General features: G+C 65.7%; 24 protein-coding genes. 10 read left to right on the forward strand and 14 right to left on the reverse strand.

Annotation, left to right across the window (positions count from 1 at the left end):
* Positions 1-69 precede the first annotated feature (69 nt).
* The 4 genes from NU1_RS11735 to NU1_RS11750 are packed head-to-tail and all read left to right on the forward strand — an operon-like array spanning position 70 to position 2,652.
* Positions 70-876, forward strand: coding sequence for an LLM class flavin-dependent oxidoreductase (locus tag NU1_RS11735; protein WP_067520272.1), 807 nt, complete (start codon positions 70-72; stop codon positions 874-876).
* A gap of 57 nt (positions 877-933) precedes the next feature.
* Complete coding sequence (locus NU1_RS40260) at positions 934-1,581, forward strand: serine hydrolase (protein ID WP_281221102.1); 648 nt, start codon at positions 934-936, stop codon at positions 1,579-1,581.
* On the forward strand, positions 1,509-2,282 hold the full coding sequence (locus NU1_RS11745; protein ID WP_067520274.1) for an arsenate reductase/protein-tyrosine-phosphatase family protein: 774 nt from the start codon (positions 1,509-1,511) through the stop codon (positions 2,280-2,282). The genes NU1_RS40260 and NU1_RS11745 overlap by 73 nt, the downstream gene beginning before the upstream one ends.
* A complete protein-coding gene (locus tag NU1_RS11750) occupies positions 2,263-2,652 on the forward strand; it encodes a VOC family protein (RefSeq protein WP_067520276.1) in 390 nt (129 codons plus the stop codon). The genes NU1_RS11745 and NU1_RS11750 overlap by 20 nt, the downstream gene beginning before the upstream one ends.
* A gap of 15 nt (positions 2,653-2,667) precedes the next feature.
* Here the strand turns inward: NU1_RS11750 and NU1_RS11755 are convergent, their stop codons facing one another.
* The 3 genes from NU1_RS11755 to NU1_RS11765 all read right to left on the reverse strand — a co-directional run bounded on the left by NU1_RS11755 (position 2,668) and on the right by NU1_RS11765 (position 6,296).
* A complete protein-coding gene (locus NU1_RS11755; RefSeq protein WP_067520278.1) occupies positions 2,668-3,678 on the reverse strand; it encodes an LLM class flavin-dependent oxidoreductase in 1,011 nt (336 codons plus the stop codon).
* A gap of 180 nt (positions 3,679-3,858) precedes the next feature.
* Positions 3,859-4,260 carry a cupredoxin domain-containing protein gene (locus NU1_RS11760; RefSeq protein WP_169815043.1) on the reverse strand — a complete coding sequence of 134 codons (402 nt, stop codon included), beginning with the start codon at positions 4,258-4,260 and terminating at the stop codon, positions 3,859-3,861.
* Positions 4,261-4,334: 74 nt separating this feature from the next.
* Complete coding sequence (locus tag NU1_RS11765) at positions 4,335-6,296, reverse strand: molybdopterin-containing oxidoreductase family protein (protein ID WP_067520279.1); 1,962 nt, start codon at positions 6,294-6,296, stop codon at positions 4,335-4,337.
* Positions 6,297-6,416: 120 nt separating this feature from the next.
* On the opposite strand from NU1_RS11765, the gene NU1_RS11770 reads away from it, so the two are divergent.
* Entirely contained in the window at positions 6,417-8,753 is a 2,337-nt protein-coding gene (locus NU1_RS11770; protein WP_084521206.1) for a phosphoketolase family protein, read from the forward strand.
* Positions 8,754-8,786: 33 nt separating this feature from the next.
* Here the strand turns inward: NU1_RS11770 and NU1_RS11775 are convergent, their stop codons facing one another.
* Positions 8,787-10,208: a serine hydrolase domain-containing protein gene (locus NU1_RS11775; RefSeq protein ID WP_067520281.1), complete on the reverse strand. Its 1,422-nt coding sequence runs from the start codon at positions 10,206-10,208 to the stop codon at positions 8,787-8,789.
* A 300-nt stretch (positions 10,209-10,508) separates the two neighbouring features.
* Here NU1_RS11775 and NU1_RS11780 point away from each other — a divergent pair, with 300 nt between their 5' ends.
* Entirely contained in the window at positions 10,509-11,867 is a 1,359-nt protein-coding gene (locus NU1_RS11780) for a DUF2252 domain-containing protein (RefSeq protein WP_067520283.1), read from the forward strand.
* 9 nt (positions 11,868-11,876) lie between these two features.
* On the opposite strand, the gene NU1_RS11785 is transcribed toward NU1_RS11780, so the two are convergent.
* Positions 11,877-12,497, reverse strand: a complete 621-nt coding sequence (locus NU1_RS11785) for a TetR/AcrR family transcriptional regulator (RefSeq protein ID WP_067520285.1) — start codon at positions 12,495-12,497, stop codon at positions 11,877-11,879.
* Positions 12,498-12,671: 174 nt separating this feature from the next.
* Here NU1_RS11785 and NU1_RS11790 point away from each other — a divergent pair, with 174 nt between their 5' ends.
* Together NU1_RS11790 and NU1_RS11795 are read left to right on the forward strand one after the other, a co-directional pair.
* The gene (locus NU1_RS11790) at positions 12,672-13,610 is read left to right on the forward strand and encodes a metal-dependent hydrolase (RefSeq protein WP_067520287.1); all 939 of its coding nucleotides are present in this window, start codon (positions 12,672-12,674) and stop codon (positions 13,608-13,610) included.
* Entirely contained in the window at positions 13,610-14,788 is a 1,179-nt protein-coding gene (locus NU1_RS11795; RefSeq protein ID WP_067520289.1) for a hypothetical protein, read from the forward strand. The genes NU1_RS11790 and NU1_RS11795 overlap by 1 nt, the downstream gene beginning before the upstream one ends.
* A gap of 132 nt (positions 14,789-14,920) precedes the next feature.
* Here NU1_RS11795 and NU1_RS11800 read toward each other — a convergent pair whose 3' ends face one another.
* A complete protein-coding gene (locus NU1_RS11800) occupies positions 14,921-16,102 on the reverse strand; it encodes a metallophosphoesterase (protein ID WP_307643627.1) in 1,182 nt (393 codons plus the stop codon).
* A gap of 380 nt (positions 16,103-16,482) precedes the next feature.
* Here NU1_RS11800 and NU1_RS11805 point away from each other — a divergent pair, with 380 nt between their 5' ends.
* Positions 16,483-17,025, forward strand: coding sequence for an anthrone oxygenase family protein (locus NU1_RS11805; protein WP_245720066.1), 543 nt, complete (start codon positions 16,483-16,485; stop codon positions 17,023-17,025).
* Between the two features lie 187 nt (positions 17,026-17,212).
* On the opposite strand, the gene NU1_RS11810 is transcribed toward NU1_RS11805, so the two are convergent.
* Both NU1_RS11810 and NU1_RS11815 read right to left on the reverse strand, forming a co-directional pair.
* Positions 17,213-17,731: a pyridoxamine 5'-phosphate oxidase family protein gene (locus NU1_RS11810; protein ID WP_067520295.1), complete on the reverse strand. Its 519-nt coding sequence runs from the start codon at positions 17,729-17,731 to the stop codon at positions 17,213-17,215.
* An 81-nt stretch (positions 17,732-17,812) separates the two neighbouring features.
* The gene (locus NU1_RS11815; protein ID WP_067520398.1) at positions 17,813-19,861 is read right to left on the reverse strand and encodes a M3 family metallopeptidase; all 2,049 of its coding nucleotides are present in this window, start codon (positions 19,859-19,861) and stop codon (positions 17,813-17,815) included.
* 66 nt (positions 19,862-19,927) lie between these two features.
* On the opposite strand from NU1_RS11815, the gene NU1_RS11820 reads away from it, so the two are divergent.
* Complete coding sequence (locus tag NU1_RS11820) at positions 19,928-20,644, forward strand: class I SAM-dependent DNA methyltransferase (RefSeq protein ID WP_067520400.1); 717 nt, start codon at positions 19,928-19,930, stop codon at positions 20,642-20,644.
* 16 nt (positions 20,645-20,660) lie between these two features.
* Here the strand turns inward: NU1_RS11820 and NU1_RS11825 are convergent, their stop codons facing one another.
* From NU1_RS11825 to NU1_RS11845, 6 genes are all read right to left on the reverse strand, one after another.
* The gene (locus NU1_RS11825; RefSeq protein ID WP_174565937.1) at positions 20,661-21,521 is read right to left on the reverse strand and encodes a hypothetical protein; all 861 of its coding nucleotides are present in this window, start codon (positions 21,519-21,521) and stop codon (positions 20,661-20,663) included.
* Positions 21,522-21,606: 85 nt separating this feature from the next.
* On the reverse strand, positions 21,607-21,993 hold the full coding sequence (locus tag NU1_RS11830; RefSeq protein ID WP_067520297.1) for a hypothetical protein: 387 nt from the start codon (positions 21,991-21,993) through the stop codon (positions 21,607-21,609).
* On the reverse strand, positions 21,990-22,163 hold the full coding sequence (locus NU1_RS42195) for a hypothetical protein (protein WP_169815044.1): 174 nt from the start codon (positions 22,161-22,163) through the stop codon (positions 21,990-21,992). Before NU1_RS42195 ends, NU1_RS11830 begins: the two co-directional genes overlap by 4 nt.
* The gene (locus NU1_RS11835; protein WP_245720077.1) at positions 22,160-23,989 is read right to left on the reverse strand and encodes a hypothetical protein; all 1,830 of its coding nucleotides are present in this window, start codon (positions 23,987-23,989) and stop codon (positions 22,160-22,162) included. The genes NU1_RS42195 and NU1_RS11835 overlap by 4 nt, the downstream gene beginning before the upstream one ends.
* A 195-nt stretch (positions 23,990-24,184) precedes the next feature.
* On the reverse strand, positions 24,185-24,559 hold the full coding sequence (locus NU1_RS11840; RefSeq protein ID WP_067520302.1) for a VOC family protein: 375 nt from the start codon (positions 24,557-24,559) through the stop codon (positions 24,185-24,187).
* 125 nt (positions 24,560-24,684) lie between these two features.
* Positions 24,685-25,392 (reverse strand): helix-turn-helix transcriptional regulator, encoded by a 708-nt coding sequence (locus NU1_RS11845; protein ID WP_067520304.1) that lies wholly within the window; start codon positions 25,390-25,392, stop codon positions 24,685-24,687.
* Between the last annotated feature and the right edge of the window lie 272 nt (positions 25,393-25,664).

Raw genomic sequence — 25,664 nt, forward strand, 5'->3', positions numbered from 1 at the left:
ATTGGAACGCCGTACAGCGGCTCTTAGAGTCGGAGCAATCACACTCGGCGACAGACTGATTGGACAACGATGACCATCGAAATCGGCGTATTCCTACCGACCTCCACACCCGATCCGGAGCAGCCGATCCTCGGCGATATTCGCGCCAGCGCACGGCTCGCCGAGGACCTGGATCTCGGATCGATCTGGGCCACAGATCATCTCGTCGCGAGCGCACCGATCTTGGACAGCACTGTCGCGCTGGCGACAGCAGCGGCGGTCACCGACCGCATCCGGATCGGATACGGCGTCATGCTGTTGGCCCTGCGCCCGGCCGCGTGGGCGGCAAAGCAGATCAGCACGCTGCAGTATGTGTCCGGGGATCGGCTGCTGGTCGGCGTTGGTACCGGGAACCCGGCGCATGGCGACACCGGATGGCGCGCGGCCGACAGGTCATTCACCGAGCGTGGCCGCCGCACGGACGAGGCGCTGCGGCTGCTGCCCGATCTCGTCGCCGGGCGGACGACCACCGTGGCGGGCGGTCTCGAGGTGACGCTGGCTCCCGGCTCAACCGTGCCGCCCATCCTGGTGGCGGGCGACGGGAGTCGAGCGCGGAATCGTGCTGCCGCCCACGGTGACGGCTGGATCACCATTGCGCCCAGCCTCAACCAACTCACCACCGCCGCTGACGAATTGCGTGAACTCGCCACCCGATACGACCGGCCCACGCCCGCGATCACCGTTGTCGCACCGTCATTGTCGGCGGTTATCGAGCAGGCCGCCGAACAACTATCCGACCTCGCGGCGGTAGGCGTCGAGCGCGTCATCCTCGCCCCGAGCGGCCCGAACTGGGCGCAGAACTACGAGTTCGCTGCGAAGGTTCGCTCCGCACTGTGAGACCGGCCGTAGCCGAACCCGGCTCGACCGGACTGGACGCGGATCACCAATCCGAGCGTGAATTCCGGATCGCGCGCATGCCGTATCCGCGCGGGGAGCGAACCCCTGTGCGCGGCAGACCTCGAGCAGTCCCTGCACGCGCTCGATATCGCCGATGGCCGTAAGGTCGCGATCGGTGCCGATGAGCGGGTGGTGATCGCGTCGAGCTTCAGGATCCTGCTCATGCTGGAGTGCGGTCGGCAGGTCATGGCGGGCCAGATCGATCCCACCGAGCGGGTACTGGTGCGCGCCGCGGACCGGCTCGGCGGCTGGGGCACCGCGGGCTGTGCCGATGATGTCGAAATGTCGCTCCGCGATCTGTCGTACTTCGCCATGTCGGTCAGCGATAACAGCGCCGCAGATCTCTTACTCCACCGTATCGGCCGGGACACCCCCGTATTGCTAGCCACCGAACTCGGCCTCGAGCAGACCCGGGTCATCGGAGCTGGGCACCCGCCGCATCGATATCGACCTGGCCATGGCGCGCGCGGCTCGAATCGCCGTCGACGCCCTGCGACGGGACGTGCCCCGAAGACGTCAAGGCTCCTGGTTACCGCTAGTACATCAAACTCATTTGATGTATTTTCGGAGGTATGGCGATCGACCGGGTCCCGGTTCCACTGCTCATGCGGATGGCTTCGCACCCGCTGCGCTGGACGCTGCTGACCGAACTGGCCGCCAGCGATCGGCGGGTGCGGGAACTGGTCGCGACGGTGGGTGAGCCGCAGAACCTGGTCTCCTACCATTTGCGGCTGCTGCGCTCGGCCGGACTGGTTACGGTGCGGCGCAGTAATTTCGACGGTCGCGATAGCTATTACCACCTCGACCTCGCCCGCTGTGGCACGGCATTCGCCGAGGCCGCCTCGGCACTGCACCCGGCACTGACTCCCACCGCCGCACCACCCTACGGTATGCCCGGTGGTGCGGTGTTGTTTCTGTGCACCGGAAACAGCGCCCGTTCACCCATGGCGGCGGCGCTGCTGCGACACCGCAGTGGCGGCCGAGTCGAGGCGGCCAGTGCGGGCAGCCACCCCAAATCCGCGCTGCATCCGAATGCGGTGCGCGTCATGCGCGAGGACTACGACATCGACCTCAGCGGTCACCGCACGACACCGCTGTCCGCCGTCGTCGACCGCCGCTTCGATTACGTGATCACGCTGTGCGACAAAGTCCGTGAGGTCCCGCGCGATCACGGATCCGCCGAAACGGCGCACTGGAGCCTGCCCGATCCGGCGGCTTCCGGTGACAGCTACCCCGAGTTCCGCCGCATTGCGGCAGAACTCGATATCCGCAACCGGCAGCTATTGACGCTGCTCACACCCCTAACCACCGACAGGAGGAACGATCATGTCCAACAACGTAACTGAGGTGGCCACCGTCCGTTACCTCGTCGACGACGTCAGCGCCGCGATCGAGTTCTACACCGAACAGCTCGGCTTCACCCTCGGCCAGGACTTCAGCCCCGCTGTCGCCTTTGTGAGTCGCGGTCCGCTGCGCCTGCTACTGGCCGGGCCGAAGAGCTCCGCGGCCCGCCCCATGCCGGACGGGGAAATCCCGCAGCCCGGCGGCTGGAATCGCATTCACCTGATCGTCGACGATATCGCCGCGGAGATCGAGCGATTGCGCGCGGCGGGCGTGCCCTTCCGCAATGACATCGTCGAAGGCCCTGGCGGACAACAGATCCTGGTCATCGACCCGGCGGGCAACTTCGTCGAACTGTTCCAACCGGCCGAATAGGCCGAGGGGTCGGCGCTAGTTCGCGACCGGCTCCGCGGCGGCAACCATCGCGGTCCCGGTGAGCTCGACCGATCGAACTCGGTCGTCGATCCGGGTCGCGTGATGGGCGGTAATGAGCTCGTCGGCGTGAATACCGGCCGCGAAATCGTCCAGGTACGACCGGATTTCGGCCGGTGTGCCGACGGCGGTGTACTTCGTCATCGAGGCGAGTTGATGGCCGTTGGGGGAGGCGAGGAAGGCGTCGATCTCCGCATCGGAGAAGTCGGCGCTCGCCGGTCCGCGCGCGATCATGGCCCGGGCACGAGCACGGTAGGCAACCGCTTTTTGTTCGACAGCGTCGTCGTGGTCCTCGGCCGCGAAAACATTGACACCCGCCATGACATAGGGCTCGGCAAGCTGTTGCGACGGCTGGAAGGTGTCGCGATAGACAGCGACCGCCTCGTGCAGCGCGTCCGGCGCGAAATGCGACGCGAACGCGTAGGGCAGCCCCAGGTGCGCGGCGAGTTGGGCTCCGAACAGTGACGAACCCAGAATGTAGAGCGGCACAGCGGTTTCGGCGCGCGGCACCGCGTTCACGCCCGGCACCTGCGAATTTCCGGTCAGGTATCCCTGTAGTTCGAGTACATCGCGCGGGAAGGAATCCGCGGAAGCCGGATCACGGCGCAGCGCGTACATGGTCTTCTGATCGCTGCCCGGCGCCCGCCCCAGCCCGAGGTCGATTCGCCCGGGGTACAGGGTCTCCAGCGTGCCGAACTGTTCGGCGATCACCAGCGGCGAATGATTGGGCAGCATAATTCCGCCCGCACCGAGCCGAATGGTCTCGGTATGCGCCGCCACGTACCCGATGAGCACACTCGTGGCACTGGAGGCGATCGACTTCATATTGTGATGCTCCGCGTACCACACCCGCCGATAGCCACTGCGTTCCGCGGCGCGCGCCAACGCCACACTGTTATCGAAACTGTCGCGTGCGGTCTGTCCGCGCGCAATGGACGCCAAGTCGAGAATCGATAGAGCGGTGGGCATGCGGCGCTGCCTTTCGGTAATCGGAATACGCGATCGAGCCATCTGTACAAGGCACCGAGACGGCCGATTTATGCCGCAACCGACCGAACCACGCCATGACCCTCCGCACCCGGCCGCCCGACCTGCGGATTTGTCGGTTCGGCGGAGCCGGGGCGATGTAGTGCCGCGCGCCGGGCGCTATCACCGCGCCGCCGCGTTGCCGCCGGTCCTTTCCCACGCGACAACCAGGGTGGCCCGCATGGCGGGGTGATACCGGCAGTGCAGGGGGTAGGAACCCGGTGACGAGGGAGCGGTGAAGGTAACCGTTTCACCGCCGCGGACTTCGGTGTCGAAGAAGACGGAGAGCTCGGCGGTCACCGAATGTGCGACGTCATCCTTATTGCGGATGGTGATCGTCGCGCCCGGCTCCACGGTCGGCGGCATATCGAAGCGGTTACCGTGCACATTGATGAGGTCGCCGACCAATGGGGTACCGGTCGACTCGCCGTCGTTCGACGACGTGCACGCGCTGACGGCGAGTACTGCGGCCAGGCCGAACAGCAGGGTGACACGGCGGAGTAGGTGGAACGCGGTGAGCATCATGCTCTCCTCTCGACACGAAGACCCCCTCGACACCGGAGTACCCCGCCTGTCCATTGAAATTCCGGCGCGATGGGCTACCGCACCGTGATCCGCACCCGGTTGTCGTGGAAGACCGCCCCGCCGTCGTAATCCGCATCGCGTTCGGCAATGGTGGCGTTGACGGTGGCACCCTTGTTGAACTTCACCCAGCGGCCTTTGGTGGTGGCCGCGACGCCCGGGCGCACCCGATCGGAGACCTCGGCGACAGCTTCGAAGGATCCGCGCTCATTGGAGACAAGTACAGGTGTGCCATCCGCGAGATCGAGTGCAGTCGCGTCATCGGGGTGGATGGTGATGCGGGAATCACCGGCTCGGCGGCGCAATTCGGGATTGGCGCCGAAGGTGCTGTTGAGGAAGTAGTGGGAGGCCGCCGAGATCAGGACGAGGCCGTCGCCGGGGTCCGCGGGTGGGGTGTAGGACGGCAGTGGTTCGTGTCCGGCCCGCTCCGCCCGCTCGGAGACGAATTGCAGTTTGCCGGAGGGAACGGGCTGCGGATCGACCTTCAGGAATCCCTCCGACCGGAGACGGTCGAGGTCGTGGCCCTTCAGCAGTTGATTGGCGAGCTCCTCGTCGGAGTCGTACAGGGCCGGTTCGGTCAGGCCCATGTGGCGGGCGAGTCGGCGGAAGGTCTCGGTGGTGGACAGGCATTCGCCGGGCGGCGCGACAGCGGGGTCGTTCCACACCAGGTACAGATGGCCGTACCCGGCGAGGACATCGAGATGCTCGGGCTGCATGGTGGCGGGGAGCACGATATCGGCGTAGTCGACGGTATCGGTCGCAAAGTGCTCCATCACCACGGTGAACAGATCCTCGCGCGCGAGCCCCTCGATGACCCTCGCCTGATCCGGATTCGAGCCGACCGGATTGGCGGCAATGACGAACAGCGCCTTGACCGGCGGGTCATCGGTCGCCAAGAGCGCCTCGCCCATCCGCGTCATCGACAGGGTGCGCACCGGCTGCGGCAGCAGGTCCATCCGCAGCAGCTCCGCGTTGTCGAGACGGAAGTGTCCGCTGGTCGAATAGTGCAGTCCCCCACCGGGAATCGCCCAGTCACCGGTCACACCCGGCAGGCAGGCCAGCACCCGCAGCGCCATACCGCCACCGGCGTGCCGCTGCATACCCTGCGAGGCGCGAATCGCGGTGGGTCGGGTGCGGGCGATCCGCTCCCCCAGCGCGACAATCCGTTCGACCGGCAGCCCGGTGATCTCGGCGACCCGCTCCGGGGTGTATTCCGCTATGCGCTCGCGGAATTCGGGCCAGCCCACGGTGTGCTCGGCAAGGTATGCCAGATCCTCGGCACCCATCGACACAATGACATTGAGCAGCCCCAGCGCGAGCGCCGCATCGGTGCCGGGTAGCGGCGCGAGGTGTTCGTCGCAGCGATCGGAGGTCTTGGTGCGCACCGGATCGATCGAGACCGTATAGGCCCCGCTGTCCTGAATGAATTTCCACAGGTGATGGCCGGAGGTCATCGGATTGGTGCCCCACAGCAGAATCAGCCGCGACTTGGCGAAATCCTCCGGGTCCATCCCGCCCGAGGTGCCGAGGGTGTATTTCAGCCCCGCGTTACCCGCGATCGAGCAGATGGTCACCTTGTGCAGACTGGCCCCGAGCACATTGAAGAATCGCCGCCCGGCGTAGCCCTCCTGCCCCTGCAGGTATCCGAGGCTGCCGGTCCCGTGGAACGGCCAGATCGCCTCACCACCGTGCTCGGCAATAACCCCGGTCAGCCGCTGCGAGATCTCCTCGAGTGCCTCATCCCAGCTGATCCGCTCGAACCTGCCCTCACCCTTGCGCCCTACCCGCCGCATCGGATAGCGAATCCGCTCCGGCGAATCCACCTGCTCCAGATACCGATTCACCTTCACGCACAACGCGCCCCGGGTCACCGGATGCTCCTTGTTTCCCCGCAACCGCACCGCCACGCCATCGCGCACGGTCACCACCCACGAGCAGGCGTCCGGACAGTCGAGCGGGCACGCGCCGAGAACCTCCATGCTCACGATCGTATGGCCAGGTGCCGACATTCGAAGCGCCCCGACCACCTGCCCCGGTCGGTAGAGTGGCTGCTGAATTCTCCATCCGGCGATGTCCGAACGTGAGGAGAGTGTCAGCGAATGACCCAGCAGGCCGGCGCCGGGGGCGACACCTCGGCCGACAACCTCGACAGCAGCGGCGGCAAGACCATCGCACCGGAGCCCTATCGACTCGAGGCCGTATCCGGACCGCTCTCACCGGATGAGCTCGCGACAATGGACGCGTGGTGGCGAGCCGCCAACTATCTTTCCGTCGGCCAGATCTATCTGATGAGCAATCCGCTGCTGCGTGAACCGCTCCGGCCCGAACACATCAAACCGCGCCTGCTCGGCCATTTCGGCACCGTGCCGGGACTGAATTTGATCTGGGCGCACGCGAATCGGGCGATTCGAGAGCGCGACCTCAATGCGGTATTCGTGGCCGGACCGGGGCACGGCGGGCCGGGGCCGAATGCCTGCGGCTGGCTCGAAGGCACCTATTCCGAGCTCTACAGCGATATTCCGCAGGACGCGGAGGGTATGGGCGCGCTGTTCGCGCAGTTCTCCTTCCCCGGCGGTGTACCGAGCCACTGTGCGCCGGAGACTCCCGGTTCCTTCCACGAGGGCGGTGAACTGGGCTATTCGCTGCTGCACGCCTTCGGCGCGGCCCTCGACCATCCGGATCTCACCGTATTCTGCGTAATCGGCGACGGTGAAGCCGAAACCGGCCCCCTGGCGGGCAGCTGGCACGCCAATAAATTCCTCAGTCCGGCCCGCGACGGCGCGGTGATCCCGATTCTGGCCCTCAATGAATACAAGATCGCCAATCCCACCATCCTGGCCCGGATTCCCGAGGCGGAGCTGGCATCGCTGCTGCGCGGGTACGGCTACGAGCCGATCATGGTCACGGGTAAGGATCCCGCGACCGTGCATCAGGCCATGGCCGCCGCCACCGACGACTGCCTCGACCAGATCGCCCGGATCCAGCGGAGCGCACGCGACGGCGGCAATGGCACCCGGCCCACCTGGCCGATGATCGTGCTGCGCACCCCGAAGGGCTGGACCTGCCCGCCGATCGTGGACGGCAATCCGGTGGAGGGCACCTTCCGCGCCCACCAGGTGCCCCTGCCCGCCGCCCGCACCGACGACGCCCATCGCGAGGTGCTCGAACAGTGGCTGCGGTCCTACCGTCCCGACGAGCTGTTCGACGCGACCGGTCGGCCGGTGCCCGTGCTGCGCGAACAGGCACCGGTCGGCGACCGACGCATGAGCGCGAACCCGGTCACTAACGGCGGCAGCGCGATTCGCGATCTGCGCCTGCCCGACTGGCGCGATTGCGGGGTCGAGGTGCCCGCGCCGGGGCAGGTGAAGCATGAGGCCACCCGGGTACTCGGCGGCTGGCTGCGCGAGGTCACCCGCGACAACCCCGACAATTTCCTCACCTTCGCACCCGATGAACTGGCCAGCAATCGCCTCCAGGACATTCTCGAGGTCACCGGCCGCGACTGGCAGGCCGAAATCGGCGAATTCGATGTGGACCTCGACCGCGGCGGCCGGGTGATCGAGGTGCTCTCCGAGCATATGTGCCAGGGCCTGCTGGAGGGCTACCTGCTGACCGGCAGGCACGGCGTATTCACCTGCTACGAAGCGTTCATCCACATTGTCGACGCCATGTTCAACCAGCACGCCAAATGGCTCGACGCCAGTGCGAAGGTCTCCTGGCGGCGCCCCATCCCCAGCCTGAACTACCTACTGTCCTCCCATGTCTGGCGGCAGGACCACAATGGTTTCACCCATCAGGATCCCGGATTCCTCGATGTCGTGCTGAACAAGAGCCCCGAGGTCGTGCGGGTCTATCTGCCCCCGGACGCCAATACCCTGCTCTCGACCTACGACCACTGCCTACGTTCACGGCACTATGTGAATGTCGTTGTGGCGGGTAAACAACCGCAGGAATCGTGGCTGTCGGTTCCGGACGCGGCGGCCATACTGCGAGATCGGCTACCCGAGTTGAAGGTTCGCGTGGTCAATGTCGTCGACCTGATGCGGCTGCTCCCCGATACCGAACACCCGCACGGTTTGCCGGATAGCGAATTCGACACCCTCTTCACCCGCGACCGCCCGGTCATCTTCGCCTTCCACGGCTATCCCTGGTTGGTGCACCGGCTCACCTACCGCCGCACCAACCACAGCGAACTTCATGTCCGCGGATACAAGGAGAAAGGCACCACCACAACGCCTTTCGATATGGTCATGCTCAATGACCTGGACCGCTACCACCTGGTCATGGACGTCATCGACCGGGTGCCGACCCTGCGCGAGCGCGCCGCGGGCCTGCGGCAGGAAATGGTCGATGCCCGCTGGACCGCCCGCCTGTGGACCCGCGAACACGGTGCCGACATCCCGGCGGTCGCCGACTGGAGTTGGCCGGGCGACTGACGCCGTATCCCGCTCGAATCCGAGACATCGGTATCAGGCGATTTTCGGGGTGGCGCGCATCCCGACGTAGACACATGCGGTGCCGTCGCTCAGCGTCGAGAAGACGACAGGCATGTAGTCGTCATTGAAGGACGGTCCGGCACCACTGCCCGCGAATACCGCGGCGGTGACAGGAGCCAGCTCGACATCCAGGGCCGGAGAGATGCCCGCCATACCATCGACGAACTCGTACAGCAGCCGCCCCTCGGTGACGGTGAGTTTCACCCCTTCGCGGCGGTAGGTGCCGATCAGCGGCGTCCAGTCGACCACGGGCGGTTGTGCGGCCGGGCCGAACGGCTCGGGCATCCGCACCTCGGCCAACTCTGCCAGCAGTTCCCCGAACAGGTCGTTGTAGAGCTGCCGGGTGGACCCGCCATTGGTCAGCAGCGCGATCGCGACGCCTGCCCCGGGTACGACGCGCAAATAGGAGAACTGGCCGACAGCTGAACCATCGTGGCCGTAGCCAGGGGTGCCGTTCCAGTCGTACAGAGTCCAGCCCAGGCCCCAGCCGTCGGCGCTGATGGTCCACTTGTCGGGGCTGTCGACCGCACGCTGTTGCATCGCCGCGACGGTCTGCGGTGACAGGTTCTCCTCGCCGCCGCGAAGGTGCGTACGGGCGAACCGGGCGAGATCGCCCACGGTGGCCAGGACACGGGCAGCTGGAGCGGCAGCGCGGGATTGGAAGTCCCACACCGGCGCTGGCTCGGGATAGGCCCCCGCTCCGCCGAGGTGGCTCATTGCCACGCGAAAACGCAGTGCCTCCTCCGGCAGTGTCATGGTGTGTTCGAGGCCGAGCGGGGTCAAGACGCGCTCGCGCAGGGCCTGGTCCCAAGTCAGACCGGTGATCACTTCGGCAATGCGGCCCAGAATGATGTAGCCGCTGCCGCTGTAGGAGAGCCCGGAACCGTTGGGGCAGTCCAGCTTCAGGTCTGTGCAGGCCTCGACGTAGCGGGCAAGACAGTCGTCGCCACGGCCGCTGTCATAGTGGAAATCGCCACTGAGGCCGCTGGTATGGGTGAGCAGCTGTCTGACCGTGATCATCTTGCCGGCTTCGGCATCAGCGACGGCGAAGCCGGGCAGGATATCGGACACCGTGGCATCCAGATCGAGTTCACCGGTGTCGACCAACCGCATGATCAGGGTGGCCGTATAGATCTTGGCCACCGAGCCGAGCTGGAACACCGAATCGGCAGTCGCCTCCACCCCGGTACCCATATGCAGGACGCCCGAGGCGAATTCATGAATCTGATCGTCGACCACCAAGGCCAGGGCCGCACCCGGCACGTGGTGGGCGGCGCGCAGCTCATCGAGCCGCCCCTGCCAATGCTGCGAATCCAGGACTCGGCCTCGCGACTGCGCGACTCCCTCCTCGGCCTTCCGGTTACCGTTGGCATCCGCACTCAGGTTCTTCGTCATGTTCGTCGCCCTTTCCGCATTACCGCAGGTTGTCCTCCCTTTCGGAGGGCCCACGCTGGCCCTGGAAAAGACGATGCCGGTCACCGCTGACAACACGCTGACAGTGCGCTGACGAACAACACGGAAACACAAGCGACTCAACTATTTCCGGGTAGCGGTCGAATACCGACTTCGACTTGACACCCCTTGTTGGTACTCAACACCCCTTACACGGGGTGCCAAGCACCGAGACAGGGTGCGAAGTGAGCGGACGTATGTCGCGCGCGGGGGTGGGGGGTTCGGCGGATAGAGTTCGGGGTTATGCCTGATGCCGTAGCGGAGGTTGATGAGGTTTTGGCAGTGGAGGCCGGGCGGGCCGCGCGCAAGCGGGTGCAGCGGTCGGCGTTGGGGCGGTGGGAACCCGGGAATGACCGGGTCGATCCCATCGCGGTGCTGGAGCAGCAGGCTCGCACTCGGGTGCCGGAGTTGGTGCGGATTCGGTATGCGCGGATGGCGGCGGGGCGGTTTCCGTTCTATCGGGGCGCGCCCGCGATTATGGCGGCCGATTTGGCTGCTGGGCCGAATACCGGATTGACCGTGCAGTTGTGTGGGGATGCGCATCTGTCGAATTTCGGGCTGTTCGCCTCCCCGGAACGCGCGCTGGTATTCGATCTCAATGATTTCGACGAAACACTGCCGGGGCCGTTCGAATGGGATGTGAAGCGGCTCGCCGCCAGCATCGCCGTTGCCGCGCGAGCCAATGGGTGCGGCGACGCGGACGCCGTCGATACGGCCGCCGCCGCGGCCACCGCCTACCGGGAGGCCATGCATCGCCTCGCGGGTCTCGGTGAGACCGAGGTCTGGTACGAAATGGTCGACGCCGAGAAGGTTTCGGACCTGATCAGTCCGAAGGACCGCAAACTCACCGACAAGGTGCTGACCAAGGCGCGTTCCCGGACCAGCCTGCAAGCCCTCGACAAACTCACCGAACCCGGCCCCGACGGCACCCCGTGTATCCGACAGGACCCACCGCTCCTGCTGCCGGTTCCGGAACATCAACGGGCGGACCTCGATTCAGTCCTGTCCAACTATCGCAACAGCCTCCCGGAAGAACGCCGAGTCCTCCTGGACCGCTATCAGGTGCGCGACGTCGCCATGAAGGTTGTCGGTGTGGGCAGTGTGGGAACCCGCTGCTTCATCGTCCTGCTGACCGGCCGCACCACCGGCGATCCACTCTTCCTGCAAGTCAAGCAGGCCGAGGAATCGGTGCTCGCACAACACTTGCGCGCCAGCATATTCCGGCACCAGGGCCACCGCGTCGTGCACGGCCAACGCCTCACCCAGGCCGCCGCCGATATCTTCCTCGGCTGGGCCACCGGACCCGAAGGCAACTTCTTCTACTGGCGGCAGCTGCGGGATATGAAGGGCTCGGTCACCATCGAGGACATGTCGCGCACCCAACTCCGCCAATACGCGGCCCTGTGCGGGCATACGCTCGCGCGCGGGCACGCCCGCTCCGGTGACCGCGTCGCCATCGCCGCCTATCTCGGCACCGGCGACACCTTCGACCGCGCCATCGGCGAATTCGCCCTCGCCTATGCCGATCAGACCGAGATGGACTACGAAACTCTGCTGGCCGCCATAGATTCCGGCCGCATCGACGCGGCTACCGATCTTTGACGGTGCAGGCTACGCGGGGTGGGGAGATACCGCCTGCGCCATGATGGCGGTCCCCATCCAGCGGCGCAGATACCGCCGTAGCTCATCGTCACCACGCGGCGGATTACCCGGGGAGAGGAAGAACGACTGCATTGTGCGCAGCACGTATTCCACGAGCTCCCGCAGCGCCGCGTCGTCGTACCCGTAGCGCTCCCAGTCGACATCGAACCGCCTGATCATGGTCATACCGAAGGCTTGCGCCTCCTGCGACGTAATGCCGCCGGGATCGATGTTCGAATAGCTCGCCGAGAGCAGAATGCCCAGGTGCGGAGTTCGACGCACCTCGGTCAGCGTGTAGACCACGGCCTCGGTCATCGCTTCGGCCGGGTCTTCCATACCGCGGACCTGCTGTGTCAATCGATCGAGAAATCCGTCCACGGACGCGATCGCCGAGGCGCGCATCAGCGCATCCGCACTCGGGAAATACCGGTACACCGTCTGACGGATGACGCCGAGTGATTCCGCCACATCGGCGATGCTGATCTCCGAACCGGTTCGGCCGATCAATTCGACTGCGGCAGCCACGATTCGACGAGCAGCCTCGTCATCGTTATCCGGCGGACTGCCGCCCCATCCGCGTCTACGTGCCACGGCCCAACGTTATCAAGGGGTCTCCCGCCGCTGGTCGTGGGCATTCGGAACGAGCCCGTCGATTGTTATCATACACACTAGACGTCATGTGTATGTTGGCGTATATGTTGACTCGAAACACCCACGTGGCGCCACCAGCCCAGCCCGCGTACGAAAGATGAGGTATCGCCGACGATGACGGATCTGATTGTGCGGAAGTTGACTTTCGCGTTCGAGGATTACGCAGTGCCGTTCCTGTGGAACGAGCAGAACCCGGCCTTCTCGAGCATGGCCAACGCGGTGTCGTTCCTGGCCATCGGCTTCGAGAAAATGATCGTGAAGATGATCATGCAGGCCAAGCCGGTCATTACCGACGCCGCGATCGCCGAGGAGGCCGTCGCGTTCATGCGGCAGGAGGGGCAACACTCCACCGCGCACCGCGCGCACGTCAGGGGCCTGATCAAGGAGTATCCCGGACTCGAGGAAACCCTCGACGAAGTGATCGGCGAATTCGACCGGCTCACCCGCGACACCTCACTGGACTACCGGCTCGCCTACACCGCCGACCTCGAGGCGACCTTCACCTCGGTGTTCAAACTGATGCTCGACAATGAATCGGCGCTGTTCCGGCCCGGCGACGACCGGGTGGCATCGCTGTTCATCTGGCATTTCGTCGAGGAGGTCGAGCATCGCAGTTCCGCGCTCATGATCTTCGATTCCGTCGTCGGCAGCGATCTGTACCGCATGAAGATGGCCCCCTCGATCTTCAAACACGTCATGAAGGTCATCAGGATCGCCTGCGAAGGTTTCAACAAGCACGTCCCACTGGAAGCCCGGCAGGTCGACGCGATGGCCATGTTCGCGAGCTACCGCAATAAGCAGCACCTGCGCCGGTGGCTGCCGGGACTGCGGCCCGACAACAGCGGGCCGATGCTGCGCGCGTTCGACGAGCTACCGCTCGGCGAGCAGCTCATCGCATTGCGGGGCGTCATTCGCAGCCAGCTGCCGAAACACAATCCCGCCAATGAGCAGCTGCCCGCGCTCGCCGATGTGTGGTTCCGGCGCTATGAGGCGGGCTACGACGTGACGCGCTGGTACACCGCCGACAACCATGCCACCGCCGAGGTGAAGTGATGTCCGAACGCTGCACACCAACCTTCGAACAACTCGCGAGCGAACTCGGTTTCACCTGTCAGGAAGCCGGAGGTCTCTTCGAACTCCGCAACCCCGCGGCGCTGGAGAATTGGACCCTGCCGGTCCTCGAGCTCACCATCGTGGTCGGTTCGGTACTCGCCCTCATCCTCGCCATCGTGCGACTTCGCCGCAATGGTGATCCCACCAACCTGGTGCTCTGGTTCGGCGCGACCGCATACCTCTTCATTATCGAACCCCCGCTGTACTTCCCCGCGGCCTTCGGCATCGAAGAGCATGTGGACACGATGTTCGCGCACAATGTGTTCACCGTGGAATTCATGTGGGGCCGGCTCCCCCTCTACATCATCGCGATCTACCCGCTGATGGCCACGATCGCCTTCGAAATCGTCCGAATGCTGGGTGTTTTCCGAAAGTACGGCGTATTCCTGGGCGCGCTCTGTGTCGGCTTCGTGCACCACGCCTTCTACGAGATCTTCGACCATCTCGGCCCGCAATTGCGCTGGTGGGAGTGGTCGCTCGACAACCCGATCAATCAGCCCTTCTTCGATTCGGTCCCACTGCCGAGCGTGGTCGTCTTCGCCGCGCTGTGGCCGATGTCGCTGGCCTTCTGTGTCCAATGGTTCGTCGGCCGCCACGTCGACCAGGGCCAGCACTTCAATGGCCTCCAATTGCTCTGGCGCACAGTGGTAATCGGCCTGCTGGCTTCCTTGGGTACCTTCATCCTCCCGCTCCCCGCCACCGTCTTCGGCATGGGCAGCACCACGGTCCGGGCCGTCCTCTACGCGGCCGAACTGGTAATCATCTGCGTCGTCGCGATCCCGATCCTGATCCGCCAGTGGGCGTTGCTGCGCAAGGACACCTCGGACGCTCCCCACTACATAAACAACTTCGTCCGGATCTACAGCGCGATCTACCTGCTCGTCTTCGCGGTCCTCTGGGCCACTTCCCTCCCCGACTACTTCGACGCCGTAGACGGTTCGACTCCCAATGGCGATCCCATCGGGAATCTCTGGTTCGTACTGGCCTGCTTCGCCGTCGCGATCCCGTGTGTGATCGCGGTTTTCACCGTGTCGAGCAAGGGAAGTGCGGCGCCCGCCGTGACCGGCACCGGAGCAGCTGATCGACCGACGGAGCCCGCGGCCGACTCGGCGGTCTAGCGAGAGGTCGTCCACAGATCCATGAACGGCATTAGGCCCGGCGTTACGCCGGGCCTAATGCCATATTCGGGAACAGGATTGCCGAGCGTGGCGCTGCGGCCGCGTATCTCGTGTCTCAACCCATGATCGAAATCAACCGCGCCGGAGCGTGAGGATCGAGATGTCCGGGGGCGCGCCGACTCGGACCGGCGGACCCCACGCGCCGACACCGCGCGTGGTGTAGAGCCGCATATCTCCCACGCGATCGAGTCCGGCTACCGTGCCGTTGACCCGGCCCACGACATGGGTCAGCGGCCAGATCTGGCCGCCGTGGGTGTGGCCGGACACCTGCAGGTCGACGCCGTGGGCGGCCGAGTCGGGGGCCTGCCGGGGCTGGTGCGCGAGGAGCATGATGAATCGATCGGATCGGTGTCCGGCCATGGCCGCATCGAGATCGGGGCCATACGGGTCCGAGGCGGCATAGTCGTACACGCCCGCTATCGCCAAGGTCGCGCCGTTGATCTCGATCTCAGCGCGCTGGTTACGTAATGTCCGCAGTCCCAGCGTCTCCCAGTAGTCCATCCAGTCGGCGACGCCATCGACATAGCCCTCGTGGTTACCGGCCACCGCGAACGTGCCGTACTTCGACGTGAGCCCCGCGATCGGGGCGATATCCGGTCCGACGAGTTCGACCGAGCCGTCGATCAGGTCCCCGGGCAGCACTATGAGGTCGGGCCGCTGATCGTTGACCAGGTCGACGACCCGCTGAGTGAAGGCCGCACCACGCGCCGCGCCGACGTGAATATCGGCGACCACCGCGACGCGAATGCCATCGAGTTCGGCGGGCAGCTTCGGCGAACGCAATTCGACTGCCACCACCCGCGGATTGTCCGCCTCGTACACGCCGTAGGCGACCGTCCCGACGGCTGCCACGACCAGCACCGCCGACATGCCTTGAAGTAGTCGCGTGCGATGCGGGAACCTCGCGATCCGCGCGATCAGCAGCACCAGGCCGATCACGAGCAGGCCCAGCAGCAGGTAGAACATCGCGGCGGACCACGTCAGGCCGAGCCAGACGACCGGCCGGATCGGTTCCTGGGAATACGAGCTACCCGCGCCGAGCGCGACGACGATAGCGAGCCACAGGACCCCGAGGACCACCGCTCCAACCACTTTCGCGGGTCCGCGCACTCCCGTGGCCCGGATGAAACGCCAGTAGAGCAGCCAGTGAACCAGGGCGAACACCACACCGCCGATGACTATTCGCAGCACAAGCCGCCCTTTCGATACACATACGCCGACGTCGACAATGGCCTGCGCGCCAGCAACTTCCACGCCGTAACCCGCGGATGAACCCAGTCGCCAAGCGTAGTTCGGTCACCGTGCTCGGTGTCAGCCGGACTTCCGATCAGTAGAGACAACAGGTACCACCGATGAGCCACGGGGCGATTCCTCCGGTCCGGAAACTTCGAAATACACTCCTGGCCAGTGCTTTCACCGCGAGTTGACGGCATGAACGGTGGTCGGCCTGGTCGCGGGAGCAACCGACGTGCCGGGCTATACGTCGACATTGGACGACGTCGCATGGTGTCGCGCCTCTCAGACATGGCGGAACGAGCAGTCGGCTGATGTGCTTGCGTGATGCCGAATACGAACGATTGGAAGACAGCTACCAGCGACTCGGAGCTTGCGGTCGACGACGGGGGGTGCCGATCATGAACGCGATGGGCTCGCAGCCGGTGCCTACCCGGCAAGACAGTCGGATGGGAACGCCGGACCGTTGGCTGACGTCGGCCGCCGCGGTCGCCACGGCGATCAATGCCGGAGTGTTCTTCGACTTCTCCTTCGTCGTTATGCCGGGCCTGCGTGAACTGCCTGCCGCGCAGGGCATTTCCGCCATGCAGGCCTTCAACCGCAGCGCGGTCACCCCACCGCTCATGCTGATGATGTATGTCACCGCCGTGCTGTGCGTCGTCCTCATTGTTCGGGCGCTCATGCGACGGACGAGTCCGTTCGTGCCGTGGATTCTCGCCGCGGCCATCGCGTTCCTGCTCGCCTCGGTCGCGATCACGGGGGCGGGCAACGTTCCTCTCAGCGCGTCGATAGATGCGCTCGACCCGGCGGCGACGGAATCGGCGGCGCGATGGGACGAGTTGTTCGCCCAGTGGGTCCGGTGGAACCACGTCCGCGTGCTGACCTCGATCGCGGCTGCCGTGGGGTTCGTCATCGCGCTGCGCCCGCCGCGGCGAACCGCCTGAGTCGCTTCGTGGTCGAAGATCCTCCCCCGCTACGCCCACGACCAAGCCCAGATCTGGCCCGACGCGCGCATTCATTTCCTGCCCCGGACTCGGTCACTGGCCGTTCGCCGACGATCCCGAGGCCGTCGGCGACCACCTCATTCCCTTTCTCCGCCGACAACATCGACAGCTGCTCAGCTGAACTGGGCTACGTGAAGCGCCAATGGGTGGCACCATGCGGTTCGACCAGCGCAACCCCGGTCGCGGTGTGGATTGTGACGCGGTAGAGATACCAGGGCCCCGGTCCCGCGCTCTGCGCGCTGTACGGGGCATTGATCGCATCACCGGATCGTTCTGCGGGCCAACCGAACTGCCGGTACAGGGCGGTTACGGCGTCGATCTCGCCGGTGTCGGTGGTGCGGTGGGCATGACCTTCGAAGACGACATCGACATCCGGGAAGCGGAAGGAGAGCGTGCAGGCGGGGTTGGCAGCCAGATTGCGAGACTTACGTGTGGCGGGACCGCTGGTGACGTAGAGAAAACCGTTGTGGGCCATCGCGCCGATTCCGGTGGAATGGGGACGGCCATCGGAGCCGACCGTCCCCAGGAACTGTGGCGTTTCGGGAAGGCCGATCCCGATCTCGACGGCCTTCCGCACTCGGCTCCACGGCAACTCGGCATCACCGTAGATATTGAGGTCCTTGGCTCCAATAGGATCGGGCAGCATACTTCCTCCTCGGATCGTGGTGATACCGGTGGAGACTCCGCGCGACGGCGAAATTCATCGCTCGGAACCGCGGGGAGCGCGCTATGCGGTCAGTCCTCGCCGAATCAATAGCGGCTCGATCTCGGGTGCGCGTCCCCGGAAGGATTCGAAGGCCTCGAGTGGGTCCACCGAACCGCCGCGGGCGAGCAGTTCGCGGCGGAACGCTTCCCCCTTGTCGCGGATCGGTGCGGCACTGTCGGAGAACCACTGCACGGTGTCGGCGTCCAGCACTTCGCTCCAGATATAGGAGTAGTAGCCCGCCGCGTACCCGCCCGCGAAGATGTGGGCGAAATAACCGGTTCGGTAGCGCGGTGGGATCGCTGCCAGTGCGAGGCCCGCCTTGCTGAGTGCGTCCGCCTCGAACTCCTCGGCGTCCACGTCCGCGGTCGCCTCAGCCCCGGGGATGCGGTGCCAGGCCCAGTCCAGCAGCGCGGCGGCGAGGTACTCGACGGTACGGAAGCCCTCGCCGAAACGTTCGGCCGCGGCCAGGCGCTCGACCAGTGCGGCCGGGATCTGCTCGCCGGTGTCGATGTGCTTGGCGTAGTTGGCCAGGATCTCGGGCCGGGCCATCCACATCTCGTTCACCTGTGACGGGAATTCGACGAAGTCGCGGGGCACCTCGGTGCCCGCGAAGAACGGGTAGGTCACGTCGGAGAACAGCCCGTGCAGCGCATGCCCGAACTCGTGGAACAGCGTCCGGACGTTATCCCAGGTGAGCAGTGCCGGTTCACCTTCGGGCGGCTTCACGATATTGAGGTTGTTGACCACCACCGGCCGCTGCCCCAATAGCCGTGATTGGCTGACCAATTCGTTCATCCAGGCCCCGCCGCGCTTCGAGGGCCGGGTGAAGAAGTCGCCGAGGAACAGTCCCAGCGCAGCGCCGTCGGCATCGAATACCTCGAAAACCCGCACCTCGGGGTGGTATCCGATCAGATCGTCGCGCTCACGGACGGTGATTCCGTAGACCTGCCCGGCAGCGAAGAACACCCCGTCCCACAGCACCCGCTCGAGCTCGAGGTAGGGCCGCAGCGCCTCGGCATCCACCGAGAACCGTTCGGCCCGGACCCTTTCCGACCAGAACTGCCAATCCCAGGATCGAAGTTCGGCCGTGCCGGTCGCGTCCGCTCGCATTGCCACCGCGAGTTCGTCGGCCTCGCGCTCCGCATTGGCCACCGCGGGCGCGACCAGCCGCCCGAGCATCTCCTCCACCGCCGGTGCGGTTTTCGCGGTCTGGTCCTCGACGGCATACGACGCATGGTCCGGATAGCCGAGCAATGCCGCTCGTTCCGCGCGCAGCGCCGCGATCCGGGCGGCGAGCGGTCCATTGCGCCCCGTGTCACCGAATCCGCGCCCCAGCGACACCGCCAGCATCCGCCGCCGCACCTCCCGGTCGGCCAATTCGGCGAGCACGGGCTGATTCGAGACGTTCTGCAGGCTCAACGCCCACTTGCCGTCGTGCCCGAGCGACCGCGCGTTCTCGGCCGCGGCGGCCACCGCCGCCGCCGCGAGCCCCGCCACCTCCTCGGCACTGTCGAGCACCAGCGTGGCCGCATTGGTCGCCGCCAGATTGTTCTGCCCGAATTCCGTTGCCGCCGACGCCAATTGGGCATTCAGCTCCCGCAACCGCTCCTGCTGTGCGGCATCGAGTCGCGCACCGGCCCGAACGAACCGAAGGTAGTACTGCTCCAGCAGCCGCGCCTGCTCGCCCTCGAGGCCGAGGTCCGCGCGCCGCTCGTACAGTGATTCGACCCGTCCGAAGAGTTCGGGATCGAGATGGATGGCATCGCGATGCGCGGCGAGCCGCGGGGAGATCTCCGCCTCGATCGCTTCGGTGCGCGCATTGGAGTCCGACCCGGCGATATTGAAGAAAACGTTCGACACCCGGGTCAACAACGCACCCGAGGACTCCAGCGCCACAATCGTATTGCCGAATGTCGGCGGCTCCTCGCTCGCGGTGATGGCGGCGATCTCACCCAACTGTTCCACCATCCCGCGCTCGAACGCGGGCAGGTAGTGCTCATCGCCGATCTCCGCGAATGCCGGGAGTTCATACGGCAGCGTGCTGCGCTCGAAGAACGGGTTGCTCGTCATCCCCACACCTTATGCGGGGGCGGAAATACCGTGGCACAGCGATCGTTCACCACGCAAAATATGGCGATGCCAACCTTCGCGGATTTCGATCGTCGCCACTACCGCACCGTGGATGTCGCCACCGGCTACGACGGCTGGGCGCCGAGCTACGACCACAGCGTCCTGGACGAGATGGATCTGGCACTGCTGGAGCGGCTGCGGCAGCCACGGTGGGACCGCCGACACCGCGCCTCGGACCTCGGTTGCGGAACCGGCCGCACCGCGGCCTGGCTGCGCCGCCACGGCATCACCCACATCGACGGCGTCGACCTCAGCGCGGGCATGCTGTCGCAGGCCCGCGAGCGCGGCAATCACACCACCCTCACCCACGGCGATGTCCGCGAGACCGGATTACCCACTGGTGCATACGATCTGGTGATCGCCTCGCTCATCGACGAGCACCTGCCCGACCTGGCACCGCTCTACACCGAGGCGCGTCGGCTCGCCGCCGACGACGGCGTCTTCGTCCTGGTCAGCTATCACCCGCAGTTCATGATGGTGACCGGCATGCCCACCCATTACACCAGCCCGTCCGGGGAGCCGCTCGCCATCAGCACCCACCTGCACAGCGTCAGCGATCACATCACCGCCGGATTGGCCGCCGGGTGGCAGCTCGCCGAACTGGCGGAGGCCCCGATCGACGACACCTGGATCGCCGCCAAACCCAAATGGGCCGACCTGCGCGGACACCCGTTCACCATGGCCTCGGTCTGGACGACACACCCGTCGACCCCGCCCTACTGAGCGGGAGCGCGTCTCATCACCCGCCGAAGAGCAGGTACAGGCCCGTGAAGGTGAAGCCGACCATCACCAGCATGAGGGCGAGCTGTCCGGTGGCGCGCTGCGCGGGTGGCAGTAGCCGCAGGCAGCGGTCGTGGGCGGCGGTGACGCCGAGTATGTGGCCGATGAGGACGGCGAGCACCTTCAGGGTGGCAAGTACGGCCGGGTGGGTCGAGAGCACGTAGGTGACGTCGTGGTCGGCGAGGCCGCCGATATTCCAGCCGCGCCGCAACGGGTCCGCGAGCAGCCACAGGGTGGCCTGGCCCTGTTCGACCAGGAGGGTGAGGTAGTGGGCGATAAGGTAGCCCGCGATGATCGGGGTGATGCTGTGGGCCAGCAGACCCGGCAGTTGGGCGCGCGCGGTGCGGTCGAGGCCGCCGGTGGCGCGGACGGCGACGGTGAACACCGTGGCCACTATCGCGATGACGGCCAACAGACCCAGCGTGCGAATCACGGTGGCGTCGAAACTCGCACCGCCGCTGCGGGAGTCGACGAAGTCGCGCCACCCGGGCAGTGCCGTGATGCTGTCGAAGGCGGTGGAGCCGAGCAGGGTCGCCGCCAGCGCCACCGATCCGGGCAGGACGGGGCTGGCGGCCAGATTGTGCAGCGGGGTCCGCAATACCGGTGCGCCGGAGGGGTCGCGGCCGAAGGGGCTGAGCCGCGCCAGCAGGCTGCTGTACACCTCGAATGGGTCGGCCCGCTCGGCCCACACCGTACCGAACAGCACCAGCCCCGCCGCGGTGACCACCACGTACCCGAGCAGCCACCATCCGACAGCGGTGACCGAATCGGGTTGTGGCGCAGCCAGTTCCAGCCACACGAAGGCGAACAGCCCGAGCACCGCCGGTCGGCAGCCCCACGATGACGGGTACGTGTAGAAATCGGCAGATCGTCCGCGCCGCCCAGGCCGTGCGCCAGTATCGGACTCACGGGCGGATCAGCAGGGTGGTCACCGTTTTCCCGGCATCGTGCAGTTCGATATCGACGCTACCGGGAACAGTGACGGTGAACCGGAACTTCTGCCCCGCCCGGCGTTCGACGGGGAATGTATGCGCCGGGTCGGAGTGCACATGCAGCTCATCGGATGCGTCACTGTCGACGCGAACGACGATCGGCTGGTTCACCTTGGCTTCGGTCCGCTCGTTCGTGGGAGTCACGGTCCCCGAGTCGATTCGGACCTCGATCGTCACGGCATCGGCGGCCGAGGCAGAATCGCCGCCCGTCGGATCAGACGTGGTGTCCGAGCAGCCGGATACCAGCGCCGACCAGGCAACGATCACAGCCAGGGCGCAGTGTCGGAGTACACGGCTCATCGGTTGTCCTCTCGAGTCGGCCGCTCGGAGCCTTCGTCATCTTCCACGCAACGGTCGCGAACGGCGATGAGCACGACCACCGTGACCACCGCGATCGCGGGTACGAAAGCTGGAATCGCCAGCAGGACAGGGTGATCGGCGAGTACATCTATTCCGTCTTCGTATCTCATCGACGCTCCACTCGCTCCGTTCCGGGATGAGCGGTGCGCCGGTAGGCGAGACTGATCCGGGCCGCACCCCACGACAGCGCCGCGATCAGCACCAGCGAGCAGAGCAGCACCACCAGCGCGGCGGTCGTCATCAGCCACGCCGGATGATCGAACGATCGCTCCCGTTGCAGCACGGTGATTTCGGCGACGAACGGCCGGGTGAGTTCGTTCGGGGCGGGCACCGCCTCGGCGTCGATACCGGGATCGTGCGGCATATAGATCGGTACCGCGGTCAGCACGCGGCCGTCGTGCACGCGCAGCACCGTCTTCCAAGTACCGTATGCGGGAACCGGTTTGGTGCTGACATACTGCCCGGGACCGACGCGTTCGAGCCGGTCGACCACCAGTCCGCGACCCGGACTATCCGATCCGCGCCCGCCCTGCCAGCCGAGAATCTGCACCCACTCCGGGTTATCACCGATCAGGTCCGCAGGGGTGACCACCACCTCGGCGGTCACCATTCGACCACCGTTCACCGGTTCGGCATCACTCAATCGGACTGTGGCCGAGGCACCCTCGGGAACATCGACTCTCAGACCGTTGGCCGTGGCGGCGGCCGCGATCACTACCGCGACAACGACCAGTCCACGCCGAATCGTGGGTCGCGGCAGCTGTTCACCGCACAGCACCATGGCGAGCAGAGCGCCTACCACGCCCCCGGCGATTCCCACCGGCACCGCCATTGCCAACGCTTCCGGCCACATCGACGTAGGCCAGGGATTGATGTACATGCCCCGCACCCACAGCGATTCCAGCCACAGCCCGACCGTGGCGGCGACCAGACCGGTCAGCGCACCCCACCACACCGGTTTACGGATCAGCGGCAGCAGCGCCATCAACTCCACCACCACCGCGATACCGAGATAGAGCGGGAATACGTTGGACGGTGCGCCGAGTATCGGTCCGACCAGTACCGCGACGACTCCCCGAACCAAGAACGCGAAGGCCACCACCACCAGTGTGCTGAGGCGTCCCAGGGTATATCGCGCCGCGATCAACGCGATGGTTCCCGCGACCGTGATCAACATCGGGTGGAAGACGAGCCGGAACTGTTGCACACCGAAGTCGAATTCGACCGGGAATACCGATAGTCCGATCAGTAGGCCACCGAAGGCGAAGCTGCGCAGCACCCACAGCAGCGGACCGTCGGTGCGCTCGGGATCGGGTTTATGCAGTCGCCCTTCGAATTCCAGGAGCAATACCGCGACCAGCGATAGCCCGGCACCGCCGATGAGCATGAGATGCGTCGGCCCCCACAGGGTTACATCCTGCCCGAAGAGTCGATGCCACACGTCGTCGAGTGGAAATCCGATGAGTGCGTACAGACCCGCCCCCGCCATTAGCACCCCACCGACCGGCGCGTACCAATTGCGGGTGATTCGAATAGCGGCCGGACCGGGTTTCTCATCCAGCGGCAGGATAATGGCCAGCATGCCCGCGATGAACAGGAAGAACAGCCCGACCAGAATGAAGTAGTGCGCGGGGTTGGCCAGCGGCCCCTCATCGCGCCCGTCGGCGATATGCAGACTCACATCCCAGATGAACCCGAGCAGCGCCGTCAGGATTGTCGTAATGAACAGCGCGATCGGCAGTGCGACCCACCCGGGCCGATTACTCATCTGCCCCAATCGGTCCGCCGCCGACTTCAGCCAGTTGATGCGGCGGGTGCGATGCAGATACGCCACCCAGCACAATCCGGCGGCAATCAGCATTGCGGCGCCGGTCAGAATGATGACTTGATCCAACGCGGCTCCGCCGCCCTCCGTCCCCTGCGCCAATACCCTCATCATGGATCGCTCTTTCCTGTAACTCGACGTCTCTCCTACGGGCTAATGCCCATGTAGCGCGTCGGTATGCAGGTGATCATGGGAAGGATCTCGACCCTCCTGTCTCGACCGAGGGCGGAGGGCGGTGTGGCGGCGAGAGGGCGGTGTGCCCTGATCCGCGGCATCACCGCGAATCAGGGTGTCGTCACCGCCCGATTACGACGGCGAACCTGGGGTGAAGACGCCGAAGTTGTTCCCGGAGGTATCGGCGAGGTGGGCGAATACCAGCCCGTCCTTGCTGGTTTTCGGCGGCGCCAGCACCTTCGCGCCCAGCCGCTCCGCCTCCGCGACCGTGGCCGCTACATCCTGGACGAGCACGAAGAAGGTCGCGTGATTGGCGGCGTCGGGGGTGTGGGCGATGCCGCCAGCGGGAACCTCATTGCCCCGATAGCTGATCAAGTCGTAGCCTTCGGTATTCGGGTCCGGAGCGAAGGACCAGCCGAACAACTCGCCGTAGAACTTCTCGACCTGCTCCGGCTTATCGCTGCCGACCTGGAACCAGGACACCGTGTTGTAGGCAGGCATGGTCATTGCGTTCTCCTCCGGTAAGTGGGTTGATGCCTTGCTCGATCACGATCTCCCGCGCGAGCGACAACCCCCTGTCGGTGTTTCCGGAGGGAATTCCTGAGTCAGATACCTCTGGTCCGACACCGATCTCACAGACCGACGAGGCGCAGCCGGAGGCGGCGACCGTCAGCGTCGGAGATATGGCCGTCCACTGTGCGGTCCACGATGGGGAGATCGGTCATGGTCGCGGTCCGGATGCGGTCCAGGCGGAAGCAGCGGGACTCCCCGCGCAGGTGACACCACGCGACGATGTACCACCCGTTCGGTCCGTCGAGCAAGGCCATCGGCTCGACCTCCCGTTCGCTGGTCGCGCCGAAACGATCCAGATAACCGATCCGTACCGCTCGTCCGGCCTCGATCGCTCGCTCGATGATCGATGGAATCTCCGGAACCTGTTGCTGCTCAGGGGGATCCAGTAACCGCACCCGTGCGGCCAGGTCACGTGTCGCGATGGCATTGCGTTCCGAGATCGCCGCCATCATCTTGCGCAGGGCACTGCGCCCCGCCGCCTCGAATGGGGCGCCTCGGCTCCGCTCCAACGCCACCGCGAGGGCGACGATTTCCGACGGAGTGAAATTCAATGGCGGCAACGACATGGTCTTGTCCAGGGCATAGCCGCCCCGCCGACCCACATCCGCGTAGATCGGAATGCCCGCCTGCTGCAATGCCCCGATATCGCGCTCGATGGTGCGCACACTCACCTCATATCGTTGGGCGAGCTCACGGGCCGTGCGCAGGCGCGGCGATACGGCCCGCAGGTCCTCGACAAGCGCGTACAGCCGATCCGTCCGGTTCACGGCGCGAGAATATCGCCGAGCACCGACAGTCGAGAGCGCATCCGGTCGGGCGGATGCGCTCTCGACTCGACGATCAGCCCCGCTTCCAGGCACCCGTCGTGCACACTTCGAGGGGGCGGCGCTCACATGCCGCGCTTCCCGGTCGAATCCGATCGCGGCGGACCGGGTGCCGATGGGAACCGGAATCCTTTGGCGGTCGAATGCTCTGCCACCCGACGGCCCACCTTGCCGGTTCCGGGCGGTGACGAAAACGGACTGGGGTGCGGTCTGCC

The organism is Nocardia uniformis NBRC 13702 (assembly GCF_001613345.1).
In the GTDB taxonomy this organism is placed as follows: domain Bacteria; phylum Actinomycetota; class Actinomycetes; order Mycobacteriales; family Mycobacteriaceae; genus Nocardia; species Nocardia uniformis.